This is a genomic window from Brucella sp. IR068 (genome assembly GCF_049065885.1).
Taxonomy (GTDB): Bacteria; Pseudomonadota; Alphaproteobacteria; order Rhizobiales; family Rhizobiaceae; genus Brucella; species Brucella intermedia.
This window is the reverse complement of record NZ_JBAKHE010000012.1, coordinates 102,973-124,708: the sequence shown is the minus strand read 5'-3', so window position 1 is coordinate 124,708 and position 21,736 is coordinate 102,973. Positions and strand designations below refer to the sequence as shown.

The window sequence follows — 21,736 nt, the reverse complement described above, 5'->3', positions numbered from 1 at the left end:
TGAAGGCGTTCTTCCAGCGCCTCAAGCAAAAGGGAAAGCCGAGCAAAGTCGCACTCGTCGCCGTCATGCGAAAAATGATCATTATCCTCAACGCGAGAATCCGGGACGCAAACGCAACGGTGCTTGACACCTAACACCGTTGCTTTTTTCTTACTGGAAGGGTGAATTGCAGCCCGTTCTCGGACCGGCTATCGGCTGGTAGGTGTTGTCGGATGTTCGATAGCTGCGATAGCGGTTCGAACACCACTGGATATGGTTGCTGCTCGGGCGCGCGCCGGCGGTCGGCGGCTGCATCGTGCGCCGATATTGCAGGGCATCGCCGTTCTTGTAATTTAATACGCCGTGTTCGGTAATATAAGTTCCGCTTTCCCGGCAAAGTGTCGAACCGTAGCAATTGCGGGCGCTCGGGTCGGTGCGATTGGCTCCCGCCTGACCGCCGATAATCAAAGGGCCGCTCGGCTTCAACGAGGGAAGATACTGGCTGTTGCGAAGTTCGACGGCTGACCCCGCACTCGCAATACCGGCAACGAAAAGTCCGGTCAGTATCGTCAGGTGCAGTAGGTTTCGCATCGTCTCGGCTCGCTTCAATGACGTTTCTCCCGGTATATGGGTACTTTTGAAACCCAAGTCACGGTTTCAGCAGAAATTTATTGGTTTCGGAATTCATCCTCTTGCCAATCGCCCGGCAAGCGGAGAGATTGCGCATGCATGTTTACAATAGCTACCTTCAATGTCGAAAACCTGATGCGCCGGTTCGATTTTTCCGGCTTTCGCAATGAATTGCATCAGGATCGCACCTTGCAACTCTTTGAAATCAGCGATGAGGCGCAATATCGCCTTCTCGAGCAGGCACGGGCCATTGCGCATGCCGACGATACGCGCCAGATGACGGCCCTTGCTATCGCCGAAACACGCGCCGACATTCTTTGCCTGCAGGAAGTGGACAACCTCGCTGCGCTGAATGCATTCGAGTATGGCTATCTTTTCAAGATGATAGGCCATGGCTTCCGGCATAAATACCTGATTGACGGAAACGACAGCCGTGGCATCGATGTCGCCGTTATGATGCGCGACACCACACGGGACGGCCAGCCCATTGAGGTTGATGAGGTCACAAGCTACGCCTACGTAACCTATAATGATTTCGGCCTGTACGAGCCTGCCCTCGGCGAACTCGGACTTGAAGCCCATGACCGCATCTTCAAGCGGGATTGCCTTAATGTGGATATTCGTATTGCCGGAAAGCCGCTGTCGCTTTTCGTGACACATCTGAAATCGATGACGGGCGCGCGCAACGGCTTTGATGGACGAACTTCCTCTTTGCCGGTGCGTCGCGCGGAAGCGCGAGCGATACGCCGTATCATCGAAGACAAGTTCGGTCCTTCCAATGTTGCCAATCGCCGCTGGCTGATTTGCGGTGACTTCAATGACTATCGCGAGCGGATCATCATCGGAGGCGATGAATGGAACGGTTACGAATTCACGCCAATGGTCGAGGAAGAAAGTGCGCTGGACGTGCTTCTGGGAGACGGGTTTGCGGTCAACCTGGTCGAACGCCGTCCCGTGATGGACCGCTGGACGCTCTATCACACGCGCGGGCCGCAAGAGCGCCATCTCTGCCAGCTTGACTACATCATGGCGTCGCCTTCATTCGCGAAGAAGAATGAAAGAGCGGTTCCCAACATCATTCGGCGCGGGCAGCCGTGGCGCACGATTTTTCCGCCGGGTCAGCAGATCGACCGCTATCCCCGAACCGGGTGGGATCGTCCGAAGGCAAGCGATCATTGCCCGGTTGCAGTGACGCTGAATATGGTTTGAATGATGGAACAGGTCCGCGAAAACACCGTCCATATAATCGACCGTGCGGATGTGCGGGTGCTGCCCGGTTCTTTGCCATATACGGTGGAGAACAGCGAAGCGATTGCTTCGAACTGGACGAAAGAGCGGGCTGCGAACCCGACCTTGTTCGATGGTGAGTTTTATCTCGCCCCGCAAGCGGAATTGACGGGCGGTCTATTTAAAGCCGGTTTCAAGCGTACAAGTTTTGCGACATTGATGCACTGGCGACGTGACGTATCGCAGGAACGTCCTTGGCACATTTTCGGCGTCGGTGTGATTGTCTCCAGCGAGGGTCATCTGATCGCAGGCCGCATGGGGGTGCAGAATGCGGGAGCCGGAAGGGTTTATTTTCCGGCTGGCTCGATCGACGATAACGATATTGTCGACGGATATGTCGACTATGATGCCAATCGCAGGCGAGAGGTTCAGGAAGAAACCGGTCTCGATCTTCATGACGCCAGAGCGGAGCAGCAAATCAATCTCGTGACTGGCAATCGCAGCGTTGCGCTTTTCCGCCGTTATTATTTTGACGCGCCATCGACGGAGCTGGTGTCGCGGATCGAGCAGTACTTGGCTGATGAGGCCGAGCCCGAGCTGTCAGAGATCATTCCGGTGAAGGCAGCAGGGGCGATGGGCGAGGCCACGCCGAGTTATGTGCGAGCCTTCGCGGACTGGCATTTTAACAATCTCTAAAACTTGGTCAGACTTGCAGATGACAGCGCCACGAAATTGTCTATGCTCGCAGATAACGCGCAGCATGAAGCATCGGAGTGAAATCGCCTTTGCAATTTGTCTTGTGAGCATGTCGTGGGGAGAATGAGGGATGAGTGAAGCCGCTGTTTCCGGCAGATTTTACGAGGTTTTCGACGTTTTCGCCGACAAGGCTCTGGCTGGAAATCCGCTGGCTGTGGTTCATGACAGCGAAGGTTTGAACGATACGCGCATGCAGGCCATCGCACGCGAGTTCAATCTTTCTGAAACGGTGTTCATTTTCCCGCCGAGCAATCCGGCGCATGAGGCGGCGGTGCGTATCTTCACGCCTGATTATGAGCTTCCCTTTGCCGGGCACCCTACGGTGGGTGCGGCGGTTTCGCTCGCCCGACGCCGCAAGACGGGGGATGAGACGGACAGGCTCGTCGCTCTGGAAGAGAAGGTCGGCATTGTTCGGTGTGGCGTGATACTTGGCGAGAACAGCGCTTTCGCCGAGTTCGATCTCCCCCGCCTTCCGGAACGGCTCGAGGTCAAGATCGAAAAGGAAGAGGCCGCCGCCGCAATCGGTCTCGGCACACACGAGATCGGATTCGAGAACCATGTGCCCGCAGTCTGGAGTGCGGGTACACCCTATCTGCTGGTGCCGGTCCATAATCTGATAGCGGCAGCAAAAGTGTCCATTGATCCGGTCTATGTCAATGAAAGCCTGCCGCACGTCGATGGCCGTCCCTTGCCGATTTATGTCTATTGCCGCGAAACAATTCTGTTCGACAGCAATTTCCATGCACGCATGTTTGTAACGGGCGCCAATGTCTATGAAGATCCGGCTACCGGTTCTGCAGCGGCTGCCTTTGCAGGCATGATCCAGAAAAACGACAAGCCTGTTGATGGCAGTTCGCAGTGGTGGATCGAGCAAGGTATGGAGATGGGGCGGCCTTCGCGGATTCGCCTTGAACTGGACGTTGCCAAACAGCAGCTTACAGGTGCCCGGATCGGCGGAACCGCAGTCAAGATCGCGGAAGGACGTCTCTTCATCTGATAAAATTACCGCCCTTGCGCTTTGATTACGGTCAAAGCTGGAACGCCGCCCTATGTTAACCTGTCGGCAGACAAGCAAACGGCGGAGCTGAGCCATGATGATCAGGGAAATGTCGGATTACGATATCCGGAACATGATACAGCACACCCAGTTGGGGCGGCTGGCTTACGTTCTCGACAATCGCCCGTATATCCTACCACTGAGTTTCCGGTTTAGCGGCGGTTCACTCTATTGTTTTACGACCGAGGGCCATAAAACCGACGCCTTGCGCAAGAACGATGCGGTTTGCATCCTTTTCGATCAGATTGAATCCCGGACCAGCTGGCGCACCGTAGTGCTGAACGGCCGATATCGGGAGATCGAACGCGAAGACGAAAAAAACTCGATCGTCGCGCTCATGGCTTCGGAGCCAACCTGGTGGGAACCCGCCTACACAAAAACGGTTGCCAAAGACGGTCACGAACGCAAACTTGCGCCAGTCTTTTTTCGCGTTGATATCGAAAGCGCAACAGGTCATCAGGCCGGCTGAAATAAGGGCCGGCATTTCAGGCCGGGCTCGACTTCGTGTTACTTTACGACCAGAACCGGTGTGTTGCCGCGGGTCAGGACTTCATGGGTCTGACTGCCGAGAAGCATGCCCTTCAGTCCGCGACGACCATGGGAAGCCATGACGATGAGATCGTTGCGCAGTTCCTTGGCTGTCTCAATGATGGATGTCGCCGGATGCGGGGCAACCTCATGCAGCGTATGAACTTCGACTTCCGCTTCGTTCGCCAGCTCGCGCGCACGCGCGAGGGTTTTATCGGCATACTCGTTCCATTCCTGCTCGAAACGCTCGATGAAAGCAGGGCTATCGGTCCAGCCGCCCGGAAGCCCCGAAACCGAATAGGGCGCGGTCACCGTCAACACGGTCACCTTCGCACCAACGCTATGCGCCAGCTTAAATGCGTGGGCAAGGCCGCGCTCTGCAAACTCCGACCCATCGGTCGTGACGAGAATATTCTTGTACATGTTGCCCTCGCTGTCGGTTTTCAATCTTTAACCTAATGTTTTAAACAGCCATATCAAACCCCTTGCCTGACAAGTTGTTTAGACGGAACGAATTCATGCCCCTCGATTGCGATGCATTTCATGCCAGCTGGATAGCGACGGTCCTCAATCTCGATTGGCCGTCGCGCAGTTCCTCTCGGATCGAGGACGATGCCGAACGTGTAAAGCGCCAGAAAGAAGAACTTGTCAGGCTTTTTGACGAGGCGGCCGAGCACGGTATCAACGCCGTCATTTTTCAGGTTTCGCCCACTGCCGATGCGTTTTACCAGTCAGCCTATTTGCCGTGGTCGTCCTATCTGACGGGAACGCTAGGCAAAAATCCGGGCTTCGATCCGCTGAAATTTGCGGTTCAGGAAGCGCATAAGCGGGGCATAGAACTGCACGCTTGGTTGAACCCCTATCGCGTTTCGATGGATACAAAGCCGTCAACCCGCAAGGAGTTGCGAAATTCGTCGAAGGAGTCGCCAGCCAGCGTATATAAAACCCACCCGGCCTGGGTTGGCGTATCGGCGGATCGTTATGTTCTCGATCCCGGCATTCCGGCCGTTCGCGAATGGGTGACGAATGTTACCGCTGAGGTTGTTCAGAAATATGATGTCGATGGCATTCAGTTCGATGACTATTTCTACTATGAAACTGCATCGTCGAGACTCGATGACGATAAATCCTATGCACAGTTCGGGACGCGTTTTTCGAGCAAATATGAATGGCGTCGCTACAATACCCATACGCTGGTGCGGCAGATTTCCGACAAGATAAAATCAATCAAACCGAATGTTCGTTTCGGCATCAGTCCGAGCGGCGTCTGGCGCAATGCCGCTGACGATCCGCGCGGTTCTGCAACCCGCGCCGGGAAAACCAATTACGATGGAGATTTTGCCGACACCCGGCGCTGGGTGAAGGAGGGGATGATCGATTATATTGCGCCGCAGATTTACTGGTCCTTCGGAAGGAAGGAAGCGTCCTACGGGACGATTGCCAGATGGTGGGCAGAGACGGTTCGGGGGACGCAGACCGACCTTTATATCGGTCTGGCGCTTTATCGGGCCGGCGCCGGGACTACACTCGAGCCCGGATGGGAGGCTGGCGATGGCGTGACAGAAATCAAGCGCCAGCTCGAACTCAATGATGCATTACCGGAAGTGAAGGGAAGCATTCTATTCCGTCAGGGGTTTCTCTCCGATCCGAAGCTCGGAGCTGTCTCGAACTATCTGAAGAAGACATGGGGCAAATGCAGGCCACGAAAAAACTGACTGGGAAAACGATCATAGTTCGCGGAATTGTCTCCTGTTTGATTGAAATCAAAGAGCTTCCTATGAGCGGGTGCTAACTAGCCATCGTTGCCGGGTTCCACCAGAGCCGGTGACCCGGGGTGCCGAGGCCCTACTCGAAAGGCACCCCGGCTAAATCAATCTGTCGAGCGCATGAGCGCGATCTTTCTGCAACGTCGCCTGTCGGCAGCCAGCGGGTGCTGTCGGCGTTGCTCCCCTCTGTTTCATCAAATCAGCACCCGCGTCTCCAACGACATCGATGTTTTAGCTGTTCTTGATCCTAATCAAGGCGAACGGTTTCGGCGATGGCTAGAGCAGACCCAGCCGGGAGTTTGCGATTCTGGATCGCTTCCCCCAATTCACCGGTTGCTAAATGAGAAGGTAGTTCCATATCCCCCAAAGAAGGTTCCGGTCCATGCCGGAGGCGGGGCGGTGGGGATGACGAAAACCCTCGCAGACAGCGACCGCTTGCCGATGCTTCGTTTGAAGACGGTATCGTGACGACGATGGCAATGAGGGTGCTTCATTATGGCTTTCAACCGCAAGCAATGGATACTGGCTGGAGCGATTATCGTCCTTGCCGCAGGCGTGTATTACGCCTGGAAATCGCTGAACGGAGACGGGCTGCCGGAAGGCATCGCCCGGGGTAACGGCCGCATCGAGGCGGTTGAAATCGATATTTCAACGAAGAGTCCGGGGCGCATCCGCGAAATCCTCGTCGACGAAGGCGATTTCGTACAGGCAAATGACATCCTTGCACGCATGGATACGGACCAGCTTGAAAGCCAGCTCAAACAGGCCGAAGCGCAACTGCGCCGAGCCGAGATCGGTATCGAGACGGCACGGAGCCTGGTCACGCAACGCGAAGCTGAACACACGGCTGCGGAAGCGACGGTGGCGCAGCGGGAAGCGCAGCTCGATGCCGCGCAACGACGTTTGGCCCGCTCCCAGCAATTGACGCAAACACGCACGATTTCTCAGCAGGTTCTTGACGACGATCGCGCGACTGCGCAGGGAGCAGAGGCAGCGGTCGGTGCAGCCAGAGCACAGCTCGCCGCCACGGAAGCCGCCATAGGCGCCGCAAAGGCGCAGGTCATCGATGCCGAGGCATCCGTAGAGGCCGCCAGGGCGGCAATCGCCAGCATTCAGGCAGATATCAACGACGCCACCCTGAGGGCCCCGAAACCCGGGCGCGTCCAGTATCGCGTCGCCCAGCCGGGCGAGGTGCTTTCCGCCGGCGGACGGGTGCTCAATCTTGTCGATGTCAGCGATGTTTATATGACCTTTTTCCTGCCGACTGCTCAAGCAGGGCGGGTCGCCATTGGTGCCGAGGCCCGGATTGTTCTCGACGCCGCGCCGCAATATGTCATTCCTGCGAATATTAGCTTTGTGGCCGATGTTGCCCAGTTCACGCCCAAGACCGTGGAAACGGAGGAGGAGCGCCAGAAACTGATGTTCCGCGTCAAGGCGAAGATCTCGCAGGAACTGCTTCAAAAATATATTCAGCAGGTAAAAACGGGACTTCCGGGCATGGCCTATGTCAAGCTTGATCCCAATGCCGAGTGGCCGCAGCATCTTGCGGAAACCGTGAAATGAATGATGTTCCGGTCAAAGCTGGCGCTAGCGACGACAGCTTTGTCGTCCGGGCGCAAGACGTAGGATTGTCCTACGGAAAAACCCGCGCGCTGCGGGAGATCAACCTTGATGTTCCGGCAGGTTGCATGGTCGGGCTGATCGGGCCTGATGGGGTGGGCAAGTCGAGCCTGTTATCGCTGATCGCCGGGGCCCGGACGGTGCAGCAGGGCCATATCGAGGTCCTGAACGGCGATATTTCCGATAAGCGGCATCTTCAGTCCGCCTATCCGCGCATCGCCTATATGCCACAAGGGCTTGGGAAGAACCTTTATCCGACGCTTTCGGTGTTCGAAAATATCGATTTTTTCGGACGGTTGTTTGGACATAACCGGAAAGAACGCGAGCGGCGTATTACCGATCTTCTGGCACGAACCGGCATGTCGCCCTTCGCCGACCGTCCCGCGGGCAAACTTTCCGGCGGCATGAAGCAGAAGACAAGCCTCTGCTGCTCGCTGATCCATGATCCCGACCTGCTCATACTTGATGAGCCGACGACCGGTGTCGATCCACTATCCCGGCGTCAGTTCTGGGAGTTGATCGACGATATCCGCAAGGATCGTCCGGGAATGAGCGTCATCGTTGCCACGGCCTATATGGAAGAAGCCGAGCGTTTTGACTGGCTCGTCGCGATGAATGACGGTCAGATACTGGCGACGGGTACGTCGCAGGAATTGCTGCAGCGTACCAATACTCCCAATCTCGATGCTGCCTTTATCGCGCTTCTGCCGGAAGAATTGCGAAAAGGGCATCACGATATCGAAATCCCAAAGCGTGAATTCGGCGACGATGCCGAAATCGCAATCGAGGCGCAAAACGTCACTGTTCGCTTCGGCAATTTCACGGCAGTGAATGACGTGAGTTTTCGCATCCCGCGTGGCGAGATTTTCGGCTTTCTGGGCTCCAACGGTTGTGGCAAGACCACGACCATGAAAGTCCTGACGGGGCTGTTGCCCGCCAGTGAGGGTACAGCCCTGCTGTTCGGGCGTGAGGTCGACCCGAAGGATATCGATATACGCCGCCATGTCGGATATATGTCCCAGGCGTTTTCACTTTACTCGGAATTGACCGTTCGCCAGAATCTGGAGCTTCACGCCAAGCTGTTCGAGATGGCGGACGACCTGACCGAACGTCGGATCAAGGAATTGACCGAACGTTTTGATCTTACAGAGGTCATGGATTCCTTGCCCGACGCCTTGCCGCTTGGTATTCGCCAGCGGCTCTCACTGGCTGTGGCTTTGATCCATTCGCCCGATATCCTTATCCTCGATGAGCCGACATCTGGTGTCGACCCGGTCGCCCGTGACGCCTTCTGGCAAATCCTTGCCGATTTGTCGCGCAAGGACAACGTCACCATTTTTGTCTCCACCCATTTCATGAACGAAGCGGAACTCTGCGACCGTATTTCGCTGATGCATGCGGGCAAGGTGTTGATCAGCGATACCCCCAAGGCGATTACCGAAAGTCGCCATGCGGAAACTCTGGAGGAGGCCTTCGTCGCTTATCTTCAGGATGCTATCGGCGAAACAGGACAGCTCGCGCAATTGCCCGCAGTCTTGCCGGATCAAGCGGCAGAGGCAGATGAATCGCATCCAAAGCAGGCTTCAGGCTGGTTGCCGGACCTGAGGCGAATGCTGGCCTATACGCGGCGCGAGGCGCTGGAATTGAAGCGCGATCCGATCCGTGCAACGCTTGCTATCCTTGGCAGCGTTATCCTGATGTTTGTCATCGGTTACGGCATCAACATGGATGTCGAGAACCTGAAATTCGCTGTTCTCGACCGGGACGACACGACGATCAGCCGTAATTATGTCCAGCAGATTGCAGGTTCGCGTTATTTTTCCGAACAGGCTCCGATAACCGATTATGACGATCTCGACCGGCGAATGCGCGAGGGGGAAATCAGCCTCGCCATCGAAATACCGCCGAATTTCGGCGCAGATGTCATGCGCGGACGCCCAGTGGAAATCGCCGCATGGATTGACGGCGCGATGCCAACCCGCGCGGAGACAATCAAAGGCTATGTTCAGGGGATGCATGCCAATTGGCTGACGCAGAAAGCGCGTGAGCTTTATGGGCGCGCGGCGACTGTCGGCAGTTTCAACCTGGAAATCCGCTACCGTTATAATCCCGATGTGCAAAGCCTCGTGGCCATGGTGCCGGCGGTCATTCCGCTTCTGCTGCTGATGATCCCGGCGATGCTGGCGGTGCTAAGCGTAGTCCGTGAAAAAGAACTGGGTTCCATCATCAACTTCTACGTGACGCCAGTGACGAAATTCGAATTTCTGTTCGGCAAGCAATTGCCGTATATCGGGTTGGCGTTTCTCAATTTCCTGATGCTGACTGCCTTCGCAGTCTTCATTTTTCGGGTACCGTTTACGGGCAGCTTCCCAACCTATGCGCTGGCGGCATTGCTCTATGTCACGATCGCGACCGGCATGGGACTGGTGCTGTCGACTTTCATGAACAGCCAGATCGCTGCAATCTTCGGCACGGCGTTGCTGACACTCATTCCGGCGGTGCAATATTCTGGCATTATTGACCCTGTGTCGTCGCTGCAAGGCGCGGGCGCTTTCATCGGCAAAATCTATCCTGCAACGCATTTCGTAACCATTTCGCGTGGCGTTTTCTCCAAGGCACTGGGATTTGCCGATCTCGCAGGTTCGTTTCTGCCCTTGTTGATCGCGGTGCCGCTACTCATGGCGCTCGCCATCATTCTTCTCAAGAAACAGGCGGGCTGAGATGCGGATATCCAACATAGTCCAGCTTGGTGTGAAGGAACTGCGGGGTCTCGCACGCGATCCGATGCTGCTGATCCTCATCGTCTATGCCTTTACGCTTGCGATCTACACCGCTTCCAAGGCGATGCCCGAAACGCTCAACAATGCGGCCATAGCGATTGTCGATGAAGATCTGTCACCGGTTTCGGCCCGCATCACGACAGCGTTCTATCCGCCATATTTCGTACCTCCGAAACTCATTTCATCTTATGAAATGGATGCCCGGATGGATGAAGGGCTGGACACGTTCGCACTCAACATCCCGCCGAATTTTCAGCGGGATCTTCTGGCTGGGCGTTCCCCGACGATCCAGCTCAATGTCGACGCGACCCGGATGAGCCAGGCCTTTACCGGGGGTGGATATGTGCAGGCGATTGTGACGAGCGAGGTGAACGAATTTCTCAATCGCTATCGCGGCAGCGCACAAACACCCGTCGAACTCAATCTGAGGGCGAGATTCAATCAGGATTTGAACAAGGGTTGGTTCGGGGCGATCAACAATGTGATTTCGTCGGTGACGATGCTGTCTATCATTCTGACGGGCGCAGCCCTTATTCGAGAGCGCGAACACGGAACCATAGAGCATCTGCTGGTGATGCCGGTAACGCCCGTCGAAATCATGGTCAGCAAAATATGGTCTATGGGGCTGGTCGTGCTGATTGCTTCAGCTTTTGCCTTGGTCGTGGTGGTGCAGGGACTGCTCGCTGTTCCCATCTATGGATCGGTGTCGTTGTTCCTCGTCGGTGCGGCGCTGCAGCTTTTTGCGACGACCAGTCTTGGTATCTTTCTGGCGACTGCGGCTGGTTCCATGCCGCAATTCGGAATGCTGCTGATGCTGGTGCTACTGCCCTTGCAAGTGCTTTCAGGAGGCACAACCCCTCGTGAAAGCATGCCCGAGGTCATCCAGACGATCATGCTGGCGGCGCCGAACACGCATTTCGTCATATTGGCGCAGTCGATCCTGTTTCGTGGTGCAGGGCTAAGCGTCGTGTGGCCGCAGTTTCTGGCCCTTGTCGTCATCGGCTCGGTGCTTTTCTACTTCGCGCTCCAGCGCTTCCGTGCGTTCCTGCGATAAGAAAATTCTTTTGAAAACAGGAGGCTGAATCCATTCCTTGCCAATGTGATTCAGTTTTCTCTTCCGGATTGCGCTTCGTCGCAGTTGCGAATCCTTAACCATGTTGCTATCGCAATCACTAGGAAACGGTTCCGCTGTTCAGGCGGATGAAAAGGGAACACGGTGAAGCCATTCGGGCTGATGCCGCGACTGCCCCCGCAACTGTAACCGGAGAGCTATCCTCCACAGCCGTGCAAGCGGTGAAAGCCACTGAAAGCTATCGTGCGATCGGGAAGGCGGCGGAAAAGCGATGACCCGGAAGTCAGGAGACCTGCCGTATCCGGTCACCCATGCATGGATACGGGGTGTGTCCAGGCGCGGCTGTCCGTGGCGGTGACATTGTTGAAATGTTGCCGTCGGGAAGAAGGGCGTATCACGCCACTATCACTTCAACCTGCGGTGAGAGGAAAAGCCGGTTATCGGTCCTCCGATACGGCAGGTTGAGGAAAAAATGCATCTTTTGAAATCATCGGTTCTATTGGTATCGGCCAGTGTTCTTGCACTACCGTCTGTGACGCTTGCGCAAAACCTGCCGGAAAGCGAGGGCAGCGTCGTTCTCGATACAATCGTGGTCACGCCATTGCGCCGCGCGTCTTCGCTGCAGCGCTCGACCTCATCGGTGACTGTCATCGATTCCTCGGATATCGAGCGTTCGGCCGCTCCCGATCTGCAGTCACTGCTGAAATCCTATAACGGTATTTCCATCAAGACGAATGGCGGGCAGGGTTCTTCGGCTGGTATCTTCATTCGTGGGATGTCCGCCACGCAAACAGTCGTGCTGGTCAATGGCGTGCGCACCGCGTCCGCGACAAGCGGCGCAACTGGATTGGCGAATATTCCCCTGAGCTCAATAGACCGCATTGAGATCGCAAAAGGCCCTCATTCTGCTCAATATGGCGCCGACGCCATGGGTGGCGTGGTCAATATCATTACCAAGCAGGGTGGTGCCTGTGGCGAGCGCTCCTGGTGCGGCAGCCTTTCTACCGGGGTTAGCCATCCATGGGGCGGCTATGTTTCCGGTTCCGTTCAGGGGCGCAGTAAAGATGGGGTCGATTACACTTTCGGCGCGGCTATCACCGGCACGCAAGGATATGACTTCACCACATCGGATGCGTTTGGTCATGAGCCTGATCGCGATGGATTTCTACAGGGCTCCTTCAACTTTGCGCTGTCGAAAGATTTCGATTGGGGTAAAATTTATGCAGATGGTCTCTTCAGCCGGGGGCGTAACCAGTATGACGCCAAAGCGCCTTCGCCGAACCAGGCTGACAGCACGGCATTTAACGGCAAGATCGGAACGCGGATCGATCATTCGGCGGACTGGTCGTCAACACTGGAATTCAGCACCGGTATCGACAATAGCCGTAACTTCCGCAAGGGCGTGAACGGATCTGACCGGTTTGAAACCAGGCGTTATGGGGTTTTTGGATCGACCGAGAAGAGCTTCGATACCCGCAACGTTGGTCATACGGTCACCGTTGGCGTGGAGGCCTACCGCGAGGAGATCAACACCACGGTTGCCTATGATGAAACCAGCCGCGACCTGGCTGCCGTGTTCGGTCAATATTCGCTGGAATATGAGGCGTTGCGCATTGACGGTGGCATTCGCTATGACCACAACAGTCAATTCGGCAACGTCGCCACTTATAACCTTGGCGCGAGCTATGAAATTTTGCCGGATTTGGTGCTGAGGTCTTCTTACGCAACCGGTTTCCGTGCGCCGACATTTAATGATCTTTACTATCCGCTGTCGGGAAATCCTGATTTGAACCCCGAGAAATCGGGTTCTTATGAACTCGGTTTGAATTGGCGGATCGGCGCTCGCACCAGTCTGGATATGGCTTTCTACGATACCAGACTAAAGCAGGGCATCAGCTGGAGAGAAAACGAGCAAACGCATCTCTGGTTGCCGGTGAACGTTGACCGAGCCCACATTACCGGTTTTGAAGCGACGCTCGACCACCGCTTCAACGACCAGTGGGGTGCCAAAGGCATGGTGGATTTCAAGCGGCCTATCGATGAAGACACTGGAAACGATCTTCCCTATCGTGAACGTTTCAAGGCAGCGGCTGAGGTCAATTTCACGCCGATTGAAAAGCTCGATCTGGCTGCAAGATTGATCTACGGCGGCTCCCGCTACGCGGACGCTGCGAACAACAAGAAACTCGGTGACTATGTGACCGCTGATTTTGTGGCGCTGTATTCCATCGACAAGCAATCGCAACTGAAGTTTTCGGTCGAGAATATTTTTGACAAGGACTATCAGGCCAGCTCTGGCTATATTGCGCCAGGACGTACGATCAATGTCGGATTGACCCGGAATTTCTGAGGCTGAACAGAGAATGAAAAGGGCATCCGCAAACTGGACCATCAGCTTCTGCCTCGCGGCGGGGCTGGCCCTTTTCGTTCGAAATCCGGCAGATGCAGCGGATAGTCCAAAGCGGGTTGTTTCCATCAATGTATGTACCGATCAGCTCGCAATTCTGTTGGCCAGGGAAGGGCAGCTACAATCGGTTTCCTATCTATCGCAGGACCCGGAATTGTCCGTCATGGCGGCGAAAGCCCGGCAGTTGCCGGCCAACCATGCGCAGGCAGAAGAAGTTTTCCTGATGAAGCCCGACCTTGTGCTGGCGGGAACATTCTCCTCGAGAGCGACGGTTGGACTATTGCGGAGGCTCGGCGTACGGGTGGAAGAGTTCGCGCCCGCCCGCTCGTTCAGCGATATAGAAGATCATCTGCGTCGCATGGGCGAGTTGCTCGGAAGACAGGCGGAAGCCAGCCGGGAAATCGATAAGATGAAAGCTGCTTTAGCGGCAATCCAGCAGCCTGTCCGTCGCAAGACGGTCGCGCTTTATTACGCCAACAGTTACACATCCGGTCGGGGCACGCTGGTCGATGAAGCAGTTCGCCTTGCCGGACTTGATAATCTGGCCGACCAGGCAGGCGTCAGTGGCTCTGCGCCGCTATCACTGGAAAAACTGGTGCTCGAAAAGCCGGATATTCTGGTGCGCAGTTCCAGAGAACGCGCGCCTGCGCTGGCTTTCGAGAATTTCGAACACCCGGCCTTGCGGGCGCTCGAGAGACAGGCGAGGGCGGTGACGATAGCAGACAATCTGACCGTGTGCGGTGGACCATTCAGCGTGGAAGCCGTGGCAGAACTCGCGGAGGCCGCGCGTGACTGAGTGTAACCGCTTCTATCTTCTGCTGGTCGGGCTGGCCCTGCTCGTGGCTTTGCTTTTCGTTGTTTCGCTGCTGACGGGACCTGCGGCAATCAGCATCCCCGACAGCCTCAAGGCACTTTTCGGCGATGACAGCGAAATGATCGTGCTAGTGATGCGCGAAATCCGTCTGCCCCGGGCATTGCTCGCGCTCCTTATCGGAGCTTCGCTTGGGCTGTCTGGCGCTGCCTTGCAGGGCTATCTGCGCAACCCGCTCGCGGAACCGGGTTTGCTGGGAGTGAGCGCATCGGCGTCGTTCGGAGCGGTTATTGCTATCTATAGCGGCCTGTCGCTTCTGTTTCCGCTGGCCTTGCCGCTGCTTGCGCTGGCGGGGGCTTTTGTGTCGGTGTTTCTCGTCAAGCTTCTGGCGGGGCGGAATGCCGGCACGCTCGCCGTCATTCTGGCAGGTGTCGCGGTGACGAGCCTTGCCGGAGCATTGACGGCGCTGGCGCTCAACCTGTCACCCAATCCATTTGCGGCAATGGAAATCGTGTTCTGGATGCTCGGATCGCTGGCAGACAGATCAATGACCCATGTCGGTCTTGCCGCACCATTTATTCTGGTTGGCTGGACGATGCTTCTGGCACTCGGGCGGTCTCTCGACAGCCTGACATTAGGGGTCGACGCTGCGGCCACGATGGGCGTCAATCTGGCTCGTGTGCAGCTTTTTGCCGTGCTGGGTACCGCGGCCTGCGTCGGTGCTTCCACTGCGGTTGCAGGGGCAATCGGTTTCGTAGGACTGGTGGTCCCTCATCTCTTGCGTCCCCTTGTGGGTTCGCGTCCATCGCGATTACTGGTCGCAAGCGGTTTCGGTGGCGCTGGCCTTTTGCTGGCGGCTGACATATTGGTGCGCATCGTCATGCCGGGGCGTGAGCTGAAACTGGGCGTCCTCACCGCAATCATCGGTGCGCCGTTCTTCCTGTGGCTGGTTTTCAAATATCGGAGGCGGCTCGTATGACATCGCTTTCGGCAAAAAATCTTTCCGTTACGCTCGGCGGAAAAGCTGCGCTCAACGATGCAAGTTTCGCTATTCGCGACGGTGAATTCATCGGGTTGATCGGACCCAATGGCGCCGGAAAGACGACGTTGTTGCGCGCTATCCTGGGGCTTGTTGCGTCCCGAGGAGAGATTTCGCTTGATGGGGACGACTTGCGCCGAATGACGGCTTCGGAAAAAGCGCAAAAGCTTGCCTATCTGCCCCAGGAGCGTGATGTGGCGTGGCCGATATCAGTGGAGATGCTTGTTTCCTTGGGCCGTTCTGCGTTGAAACCGGTCTTTGCGAGCATGAATGCGCAGGACAAGGCGCTTGTCGATAGTGCAATGCAGCGTATGGACGTTGCCCAATTCCGAGACAGGCCCGCAATGGAGCTTTCCGGCGGCGAGCGGGCGCGGGTACTGATTGCGCGTGTGCTGGCGCAGGATACGCCGATGATACTCGCTGACGAGCCGGTGGCAGGCCTCGACCCTTCTCATCAACTGGGGTTGATGGAGAGTTTTTCTGAACTTGCGCGGGAGGGGAGAACGGTTGTTGCCTCATTGCATGAGTTGAGCCTTGCGGCACAGCATTGCACGCGCCTGCTTGTGGTGGACAAGGGGGAAATCGTTGCGGACGGGGCGCCAACGGAGGTCCTCACGCCGCAACTATTGCAAGACGTCTATGGCATAGATGCGAAAATACTGACAGTCGACGGAGAGTTCATCGTTCATCCTGCTTCACGTACAGGCTAGACATTTTTCCATTGGCGGTCACGGGACGAGGCGTAGATCGTTTCTACAGCCTTCTGCACTTCATAACCCTCACGAAAATCGGCGTGACCGTTCCTCTGTCCAGCGGTGGCAAGCAGGAAGTCGCGGACCTCGATTGTCTTGAGATCATTGAAGCCGATCTGGTGACCGCCCGCGACGCAAAAGGCTCCATAGGGTTCGTGCTCAGGTCCTGCGAATATCTTGCGGAAGCCCTGTTGCCCTTTTTTGTCGGAAAAGAGAAACAGGTCGAGCTCGTTGAAGCGTTCCTGCGAAAAGCATAACGAACCTTTCGATCCGGAAATCTCGAAATCATGCTGCATCTTGCGACCGCTGGCGATCCAGCTTGCTTCGAGCGTTCCGGTCGCTCCGTTTTCAAAACGCAGGAAAGCACGCGAAACGTCGTCCACTTCCACGGGTTTCATCCGTGAAGGGTTCAAACTATCCGGACGCTCGCTGATGACTGTCACGGCGTCTCCCATGACGGCTGTGATCGGTCCAACGAGATAGCGCGCAGCAGCGATGATATGACTGCCGATGTCGGCCAGTGCTCCGCCTCCGCCCGCCGGATCAAGCCTCCAGGTCCAGGGGATACGGGCGTCGGCCATGAAGTCCTCAGCGTGAATGCCGCGAAAATTGCGGATTTCGCCCAGTTCTCCGCTTTCGATGATTTCCCTTGCCAGCTTTATCATCGGGTTTTTGAGGTAGTTGAATCCGACTGCGGTCTGAACACCTTTCCGTTCAGCGGCGAGCGCCATTTCGAGGCACTCGGCTGCGGTGGGGGCAAGCGGCTTTTCGCAATAGACGTGTTTGCCTGCTTCAATGGCGGCGAGCGCCATTTCCCTGTGAAAACGGTTTGGCGTAGTGATGTCGATGAGATCGACATCCGGGTTTGAGATCAGTGTACGCCAATCGCCGGTGGCATTTGCAAAGCCCAGTTGTTTTGCGGCTTTTGTCGCTATTTCCGCATTCACATCGGCCAATGTGTGAAGCCGCACTTCAATCGGCAAGTCGAACACCCGGTTGACGTTTGCGAGTGCAAGGGCGTGCGTCTTGCCCATGAAACCGGACCCGATCAAACCGACCGTCAGAAGCTCAGTTCTACCAGTCATGGCATTCCTCCCGAAACGATGGTCGAGGTGTTTGGCGCTGCGCAACTCCTTTGCGAAATAAGCATATCGTCGGCAGCTTATGCGATTGACATCAGCTACCAGAAATGGAATTATAATTCCACGATAATTTGTTATGAATGTTTCATTCTATTGAATAAACCCAACCTCTGCATGAGTTGCCGGACAAACGCTTGGAGGAGCGCCGGGATGCCGCAGACGAAGGTAAAGCGTTAACGCAAACCGGCGGGGAGCGCCGGACAAGGGAGGAGTGAACATGCAATCTCTATTGAAGTCGGCCGTAGCCGGGGTGGCCTTGTTGGCTGCTTCTGTCGCAGCCCAGGCAGCTGATATTAATATCGTCGTGGTCAGCCATGGTCAGGCATCCGACCCGTTCTGGTCTGTCGTGAAGAATGGCGTTGCGGAAGCGGCAAAGGATACGGGTGTGAAGGTCGATTACCGCGCACCGGAAACCTTTGACATGGTGCAGATGGCGCAGCTTATCGATGCTGCGATCAATCAGAAACCACAAGGTATCGTGGTTTCCATTCCAGATGCGGATGCGCTTGGACCGTCGATTCAACGTGCTGTCGCAGCCGGTATTCCCGTCATTTCCATGAATTCCGGGTCCGATGCTTCGAAGAAGCTCGGCGCTCTGCTGCATGTCGGTCAGGATGAATTCGATGCCGGTAAGGTTGCCGGTGAAGCATTGAAGAATGCTGGCGGAAAGAAAGGCATTTGCGTCAATCAGGAAGTCGGAAACGTCTCGCTCGATCAGCGTTGTGCAGGCTTCAAAGAGGGCTTTGGTGAGGTGACGGTTCTGCCTACGTCGACAGATCCTGCAGAAAACGAAGCCAAGGTTCGTGCGGCTTTGGCATCCGATGCTGCCGTCGACACGATCCTGACCCTCAATGCGACACTCGCGGGTGAACCAGCTGTGAAGGCTGCTGCAGAGAGCGGTCGCAGCGGTATCCACGTTGCGACGTTCGATATGTCGGCTGGCTTTCTGGAAGCCGTCGAAAAGGGACAGGCGGATTTCGCCATCGATCAGCAGCAGTTCCTGCAAGGCTATCTGCCGGTATCGTTTCTCGCGCTTAACGCGAAGTACGGCTTGATGCCGGGTGGTAATGTTCCATCGGGTCCGAACCTGATCACCAAGGACAAAGCCAAGCAGGTCGTTGAACTTTCGGCCAAGGGCATCCGTTAACCTCGTTTCGACGATCAAACATCAAGCCCGCCCATGACAATGGGCGGGAATGGGTTTCTGCGCCCGGAATGTATCAGGAGAAGATCATGAGTGAGCCACTTCCCCATCAAAAGGCCGGAACGGCACCGCTGTCGAAGGATGAGCGTTTGCAATCGGCCAGCCCGTTGCAGCGGCTCCTGAGCCGGCCGGAATTGGGGGCGGTGTCTGGTCTGATCCTTATAACGATCTTTTTCGTTTCTGTTGCCAACCCTGCGATGTTCACGGCAGCCGGTATCATGAACTTCATGGCGCCTGCTTCGCAGCTTGGCATTCTGGCCGTCGCCGCGGCGCTTCTTATGATCGGCGGCGAGTTCGATCTCTCCATCGGCTCGATGGTCGCCTTTGCTGGCCTGATCTTCGCCGCTGCCCTCGTCGTGTGGCAGGTACCACTCGCCGTCGCCATCATCGTCACCCTGCTTTTTGCGGCTTTCGTGGGCGTGGTGAATGCCCAGATAGTTATCCGGACGGGCCTGCCATCCTTTATCGTAACGCTCGCTTTCCTCTTCATTCTGCGTGGTTTGTCGTTGGTTGGGCTGAAATGGGCCACGGGCGGAGCCACCCAATTGCGGGGTGTGAAGGAAGCCGTTGCGGGCAGTTATCTTGCAGGACTCTTTTCCGGCGATGCCTTTCAGGGAGTTTTTGCCTGGATGGCTGAAAACGACCTGATCGCCAAATTCCCCAATGGGGAGCCGTCGGTAAGAGGCGTCCCTGTCGAAGTTCTCTGGTTCATCGCCATTGCGCTTATCGCGACCTATGTGCTGGTGCGCACCCGCTTCGGCAACTGGATTTTCGCGGCAGGCGGTGATGCACTTGCCGCCCGCAATTCCGGTGTTCCCGTGCGCCGTGTCAAGACGACACTCTTCATGTGCACGGCAATGGCTGCAGCACTGGTGGCTATCCTTACCGTTCTGGATGCTGGCTCAACCGACGCGCGCCGCGGCTTCCAGAAGGAATTCGAGGCGATTATTGCCGCGGTGATTGGGGGCTGTCTGCTGACCGGCGGTTATGGCTCTGCGATAGGCGCATTCTTCGGTGCGATCATATTCGGGATGGTGTTGATCGGGTTGACCTATACCCAGATCGATCAGGACTGGTATCTGGTCTTTCTCGGCGGAATGCTATTGATCGCGGTGCTCTTCAACAATTTCATTCGCAAGCGTGCGACCGGCGAGCGCTGAGGAGGTTTGCCATGACGACGCCCATCATCGAAGTCCGCAATCTCGTTAAACATTTCGGCCCAGTCATCGCATTGAACGGCGTCTCGTTAAGCGTCGAACCGGGGCAGGTGCACTGTCTGCTTGGTGACAATGGCGCTGGTAAATCGACCCTGATCAAAACGCTGTCCGGCGTGCATAAGCCGACGAGCGGCGACTTTCTGGTTGAGGGGAAGCCTGTCTTCTTCAACAGTCCGCGTGATGCGCTCGATCATGGCATCGCGACCGTCTATCAGGATCTAGCTATGATCCCGTTGATGTCCGTCATGCGCAATTTCTTTCTTGGGCGCGAACCGACAAAGGGCGTCGGACCTTTCCGCTGGTTCGATGCACAACAGGCCGAAGAGGTAACACGCGAGGAAATGCGCAAGATCGGGATTGACGTTCGTGATCCACAGCAGGCTGTGGGAACGCTTTCCGGCGGCGAGCGCCAGTGTGTGGCCATTGCCCGCGCCGTCTATTTCGGGGCGAAGGTGCTCATCCTTGATGAACCTACCTCGGCGCTGGGCGTGCGCCAGACAGCGATGGTTCTCAAATACATCAATCTGGTGCGCTCGCGGGGGCTGGGCGTCATCTTCATCACCCACAATGTTCGTCATGCCCATGCGGTCGGTGACAAGTTCACGGTTCTCAATCGCGGCGTAACGCTTGGAACGCGAACCAAGAACGATGTGGACATGGACGAACTGCAAAGCCTGATGGCGGGTGGGCAGGAGCTTGCCGATCTGACTGCCGAACTGGGCGGCAGGGTTTGATGGGTTTTCGGAGTGTAGAATGAACGGACAATTCAGCGGTAAAGTTGCTGTCATAACGGGAAGCACCCAAGGGCTGGGAGCAGCAACGGCCAAACTGTTTGCTGAAAGAGGCGCGAAAGGTCTCTTGATATGCGGGCGTTCGGCTGAGAAGGGGCGGGCACAGGTCGATCAGTTGAAAAAAGCGGGAACAGAAGCCGTTTTCGTTCAGGCCGATCTTGAGAAGGTGGAAGACTGCCGCAAGATCATCTCGGAAGCTGATCGTGTGTTTGGACGACTCGATGTCCTCGTAAACGCTGCTGGTCTCACGGATCGGGGCACCATTCTGGATACCGACCCCGAACTGTTCGACCGTTTGTTTGCGGTGAATATGCGAGCGCCGTTCTTCCTCATTCAGGAAGCGATAAAGCTGTTCCGACGCGACAAGGTTGAGGGAACCATCGTCAATATTTCTTCGATGTCCTCCATGGGCGGCCAGCCATTCATTGCGGCTTACTGTGCCTCCAAGGGGGCGCTCGACACGCTGACCCGCAACGTGGCCTATTCGGTGCTTCGCAACCGCATTCGCATCAATAGCCTGAATATTGGCTGGATGGCATCGGACGGCGAGGATCGCATCCAGCGCGAATTTCACAATGCGCCGGCGAACTGGCTCGATGAAGCGGCCCGGAGCCAGCCTTTCGGAAGGCTGATCGATCCGGCCGAAGTTGCCCGTGCGATAGCTTTCCTGGCCTCGGAAGAATCCGGATTGATGACCGGCGCCATCGTGAATTTCGATCAATCCGTCTGGGGCGCGTATGGTGCATCTCCGCATCCAGATCAGCCGCTTTAGCGGCTGACAGTATCCGTATGTTCGTATGAGGGGTTGGAGCCTGGTTCGGCAACTGAAGTGGTTTGATAGATATTTCCATCGAGATTGCGAATATTTGTATGTTGCTTTGTTCGAGTATTGCTTGAGCAAAGCATAAAATATTGTGAGAAAATTTTATATCCCTTCTTGCGCTTGCAATTTCAGGTA

At 56.1% G+C, this 21,736-nt stretch carries 19 protein-coding genes, 1 pseudogene and 1 riboswitch; of the genes and pseudogenes, 17 read left to right on the top strand and 3 right to left on the bottom strand.

All coding sequences use genetic code 11. The features are described 5' to 3' along the window. A pseudogene (locus ACOWVS_RS18635) lies at positions 1-134 on the top strand (IS110 family transposase); the annotation flags it as partial. Positions 135-150: 16 nt separating this feature from the next. On the opposite strand, the gene ACOWVS_RS18630 reads toward ACOWVS_RS18635, so the two are convergent. Beyond that, positions 151-570 (bottom strand): BA14K family protein, encoded by a 420-nt coding sequence (locus ACOWVS_RS18630; protein ID WP_021586659.1) that lies wholly within the window; start codon positions 568-570, stop codon positions 151-153. Between the two features lie 138 nt (positions 571-708). Between ACOWVS_RS18630 and ACOWVS_RS18625 the strand changes: the two genes are divergently transcribed. The 4 genes from ACOWVS_RS18625 to ACOWVS_RS18610 all read left to right on the top strand — a co-directional run bounded on the left by ACOWVS_RS18625 (position 709) and on the right by ACOWVS_RS18610 (position 4,118). Beyond that, positions 709-1,818 carry an endonuclease/exonuclease/phosphatase family protein gene (locus ACOWVS_RS18625; RefSeq protein ID WP_021586660.1) on the top strand — a complete coding sequence of 370 codons (1,110 nt, stop codon included), beginning with the start codon at positions 709-711 and terminating at the stop codon, positions 1,816-1,818. A 3-nt stretch (positions 1,819-1,821) separates the two neighbouring features. Further along, the gene (locus ACOWVS_RS18620) at positions 1,822-2,532 is read left to right on the top strand and encodes an NUDIX hydrolase (protein ID WP_031346687.1); all 711 of its coding nucleotides are present in this window, start codon (positions 1,822-1,824) and stop codon (positions 2,530-2,532) included. 130 nt (positions 2,533-2,662) lie between these two features. Then, a complete protein-coding gene (locus ACOWVS_RS18615) occupies positions 2,663-3,589 on the top strand; it encodes a PhzF family phenazine biosynthesis protein (RefSeq protein ID WP_021586662.1) in 927 nt (308 codons plus the stop codon). A gap of 94 nt (positions 3,590-3,683) precedes the next feature. Next, entirely contained in the window at positions 3,684-4,118 is a 435-nt protein-coding gene (locus ACOWVS_RS18610; RefSeq protein WP_021586663.1) for a pyridoxamine 5'-phosphate oxidase family protein, read from the top strand. Between the two features lie 38 nt (positions 4,119-4,156). Here the strand turns inward: ACOWVS_RS18610 and ACOWVS_RS18605 are convergent, their stop codons facing one another. After that, positions 4,157-4,600 (bottom strand): universal stress protein, encoded by a 444-nt coding sequence (locus tag ACOWVS_RS18605; RefSeq protein ID WP_021586664.1) that lies wholly within the window; start codon positions 4,598-4,600, stop codon positions 4,157-4,159. Positions 4,601-4,695: 95 nt separating this feature from the next. Here ACOWVS_RS18605 and ACOWVS_RS18600 point away from each other — a divergent pair, with 95 nt between their 5' ends. The 8 genes from ACOWVS_RS18600 (at position 4,696) to ACOWVS_RS18565 (ending at position 16,382) form a co-directional block, all read left to right on the top strand. Continuing rightward, a complete protein-coding gene (locus ACOWVS_RS18600; protein ID WP_021586665.1) occupies positions 4,696-5,892 on the top strand; it encodes a glycoside hydrolase family 10 protein in 1,197 nt (398 codons plus the stop codon). Positions 5,893-6,438: 546 nt separating this feature from the next. Further along, complete coding sequence (locus ACOWVS_RS18595; RefSeq protein ID WP_021586666.1) at positions 6,439-7,506, top strand: HlyD family secretion protein; 1,068 nt, start codon at positions 6,439-6,441, stop codon at positions 7,504-7,506. Then, complete coding sequence (gene rbbA / locus ACOWVS_RS18590; RefSeq protein WP_021586667.1) at positions 7,503-10,283, top strand: ribosome-associated ATPase/putative transporter RbbA; 2,781 nt, start codon at positions 7,503-7,505, stop codon at positions 10,281-10,283. Before ACOWVS_RS18595 ends, rbbA begins: the two co-directional genes overlap by 4 nt. Before the next feature lies 1 nt (position 10,284). Next, on the top strand, positions 10,285-11,397 hold the full coding sequence (locus tag ACOWVS_RS18585) for an ABC transporter permease (protein WP_021586668.1): 1,113 nt from the start codon (positions 10,285-10,287) through the stop codon (positions 11,395-11,397). A gap of 109 nt (positions 11,398-11,506) precedes the next feature. Further along, a riboswitch (cobalamin riboswitch) is annotated at positions 11,507-11,730 on the top strand. Positions 11,731-11,887: 157 nt separating this feature from the next. Further along, entirely contained in the window at positions 11,888-13,765 is a 1,878-nt protein-coding gene (locus tag ACOWVS_RS18580) for a TonB-dependent receptor domain-containing protein (RefSeq protein ID WP_021586669.1), read from the top strand. 13 nt (positions 13,766-13,778) lie between these two features. Continuing rightward, a complete protein-coding gene (locus ACOWVS_RS18575) occupies positions 13,779-14,618 on the top strand; it encodes an ABC transporter substrate-binding protein (protein WP_021586670.1) in 840 nt (279 codons plus the stop codon). After that, entirely contained in the window at positions 14,611-15,612 is a 1,002-nt protein-coding gene (locus ACOWVS_RS18570; protein ID WP_021586671.1) for a FecCD family ABC transporter permease, read from the top strand. The genes ACOWVS_RS18575 and ACOWVS_RS18570 overlap by 8 nt, the downstream gene beginning before the upstream one ends. After that, positions 15,609-16,382, top strand: a complete 774-nt coding sequence (locus tag ACOWVS_RS18565; protein WP_021586672.1) for an ABC transporter ATP-binding protein — start codon at positions 15,609-15,611, stop codon at positions 16,380-16,382. The genes ACOWVS_RS18570 and ACOWVS_RS18565 overlap by 4 nt, the downstream gene beginning before the upstream one ends. Here the strand turns inward: ACOWVS_RS18565 and ACOWVS_RS18560 are convergent. Then, complete coding sequence (locus ACOWVS_RS18560) at positions 16,379-17,509, bottom strand: Gfo/Idh/MocA family protein (protein WP_021586673.1); 1,131 nt, start codon at positions 17,507-17,509, stop codon at positions 16,379-16,381. The two genes, ACOWVS_RS18565 and ACOWVS_RS18560, sit on opposite strands and share 4 nt — an antisense overlap. Before the next feature lie 274 nt (positions 17,510-17,783). Between ACOWVS_RS18560 and ACOWVS_RS18555 the strand changes: the two genes are divergently transcribed. The 4 genes from ACOWVS_RS18555 to ACOWVS_RS18540 all read left to right on the top strand — a co-directional run bounded on the left by ACOWVS_RS18555 (position 17,784) and on the right by ACOWVS_RS18540 (position 21,550). Further along, on the top strand, positions 17,784-18,713 hold the full coding sequence (locus ACOWVS_RS18555) for a sugar ABC transporter substrate-binding protein (protein ID WP_006471710.1): 930 nt from the start codon (positions 17,784-17,786) through the stop codon (positions 18,711-18,713). Between the two features lie 86 nt (positions 18,714-18,799). Further along, positions 18,800-19,930 carry an ABC transporter permease gene (locus ACOWVS_RS18550; RefSeq protein WP_036592843.1) on the top strand — a complete coding sequence of 377 codons (1,131 nt, stop codon included), beginning with the start codon at positions 18,800-18,802 and terminating at the stop codon, positions 19,928-19,930. Positions 19,931-19,941: 11 nt separating this feature from the next. Next, a complete protein-coding gene (locus ACOWVS_RS18545) occupies positions 19,942-20,721 on the top strand; it encodes an ATP-binding cassette domain-containing protein (RefSeq protein ID WP_006467147.1) in 780 nt (259 codons plus the stop codon). Positions 20,722-20,740: 19 nt separating this feature from the next. Further along, a complete protein-coding gene (locus tag ACOWVS_RS18540) occupies positions 20,741-21,550 on the top strand; it encodes an SDR family oxidoreductase (protein WP_021586676.1) in 810 nt (269 codons plus the stop codon). Positions 21,551-21,736 lie beyond the last annotated feature (186 nt).

Bases quoted from the DNA above. Each gene is read 5' to 3' on its own strand.
- ACOWVS_RS18630 (WP_021586659.1), bottom strand. From the start codon at position 570: ATGCGAAACCTACTGCACCTGACGATACTGACCGGACTTTTCGTTGCC.
- ACOWVS_RS18625 (WP_021586660.1), top strand. From the start codon at position 709: ATGTTTACAATAGCTACCTTCAATGTCGAAAACCTGATGCGCCGGTTC.
- ACOWVS_RS18620 (WP_031346687.1), top strand. From the start codon at position 1,822: ATGGAACAGGTCCGCGAAAACACCGTCCATATAATCGACCGTGCGGAT.
- ACOWVS_RS18615 (WP_021586662.1), top strand. From the start codon at position 2,663: ATGAGTGAAGCCGCTGTTTCCGGCAGATTTTACGAGGTTTTCGACGTT.
- ACOWVS_RS18610 (WP_021586663.1), top strand. From the start codon at position 3,684: ATGATGATCAGGGAAATGTCGGATTACGATATCCGGAACATGATACAG.
- ACOWVS_RS18605 (WP_021586664.1), bottom strand. From the start codon at position 4,600: ATGTACAAGAATATTCTCGTCACGACCGATGGGTCGGAGTTTGCAGAG.
- ACOWVS_RS18600 (WP_021586665.1), top strand. From the start codon at position 4,696: ATGCCCCTCGATTGCGATGCATTTCATGCCAGCTGGATAGCGACGGTC.
- ACOWVS_RS18595 (WP_021586666.1), top strand. From the start codon at position 6,439: ATGGCTTTCAACCGCAAGCAATGGATACTGGCTGGAGCGATTATCGTC.
- rbbA (WP_021586667.1), top strand. From the start codon at position 7,503: ATGAATGATGTTCCGGTCAAAGCTGGCGCTAGCGACGACAGCTTTGTC.
- ACOWVS_RS18585 (WP_021586668.1), top strand. From the start codon at position 10,285: ATGCGGATATCCAACATAGTCCAGCTTGGTGTGAAGGAACTGCGGGGT.
- ACOWVS_RS18580 (WP_021586669.1), top strand. From the start codon at position 11,888: ATGCATCTTTTGAAATCATCGGTTCTATTGGTATCGGCCAGTGTTCTT.
- ACOWVS_RS18575 (WP_021586670.1), top strand. From the start codon at position 13,779: ATGAAAAGGGCATCCGCAAACTGGACCATCAGCTTCTGCCTCGCGGCG.
- ACOWVS_RS18565 (WP_021586672.1), top strand. From the start codon at position 15,609: ATGACATCGCTTTCGGCAAAAAATCTTTCCGTTACGCTCGGCGGAAAA.
- ACOWVS_RS18560 (WP_021586673.1), bottom strand. From the start codon at position 17,509: ATGACTGGTAGAACTGAGCTTCTGACGGTCGGTTTGATCGGGTCCGGT.
- ACOWVS_RS18555 (WP_006471710.1), top strand. From the start codon at position 17,784: ATGCAATCTCTATTGAAGTCGGCCGTAGCCGGGGTGGCCTTGTTGGCT.
- ACOWVS_RS18550 (WP_036592843.1), top strand. From the start codon at position 18,800: ATGAGTGAGCCACTTCCCCATCAAAAGGCCGGAACGGCACCGCTGTCG.
- ACOWVS_RS18545 (WP_006467147.1), top strand. From the start codon at position 19,942: ATGACGACGCCCATCATCGAAGTCCGCAATCTCGTTAAACATTTCGGC.
- ACOWVS_RS18540 (WP_021586676.1), top strand. From the start codon at position 20,741: ATGAACGGACAATTCAGCGGTAAAGTTGCTGTCATAACGGGAAGCACC.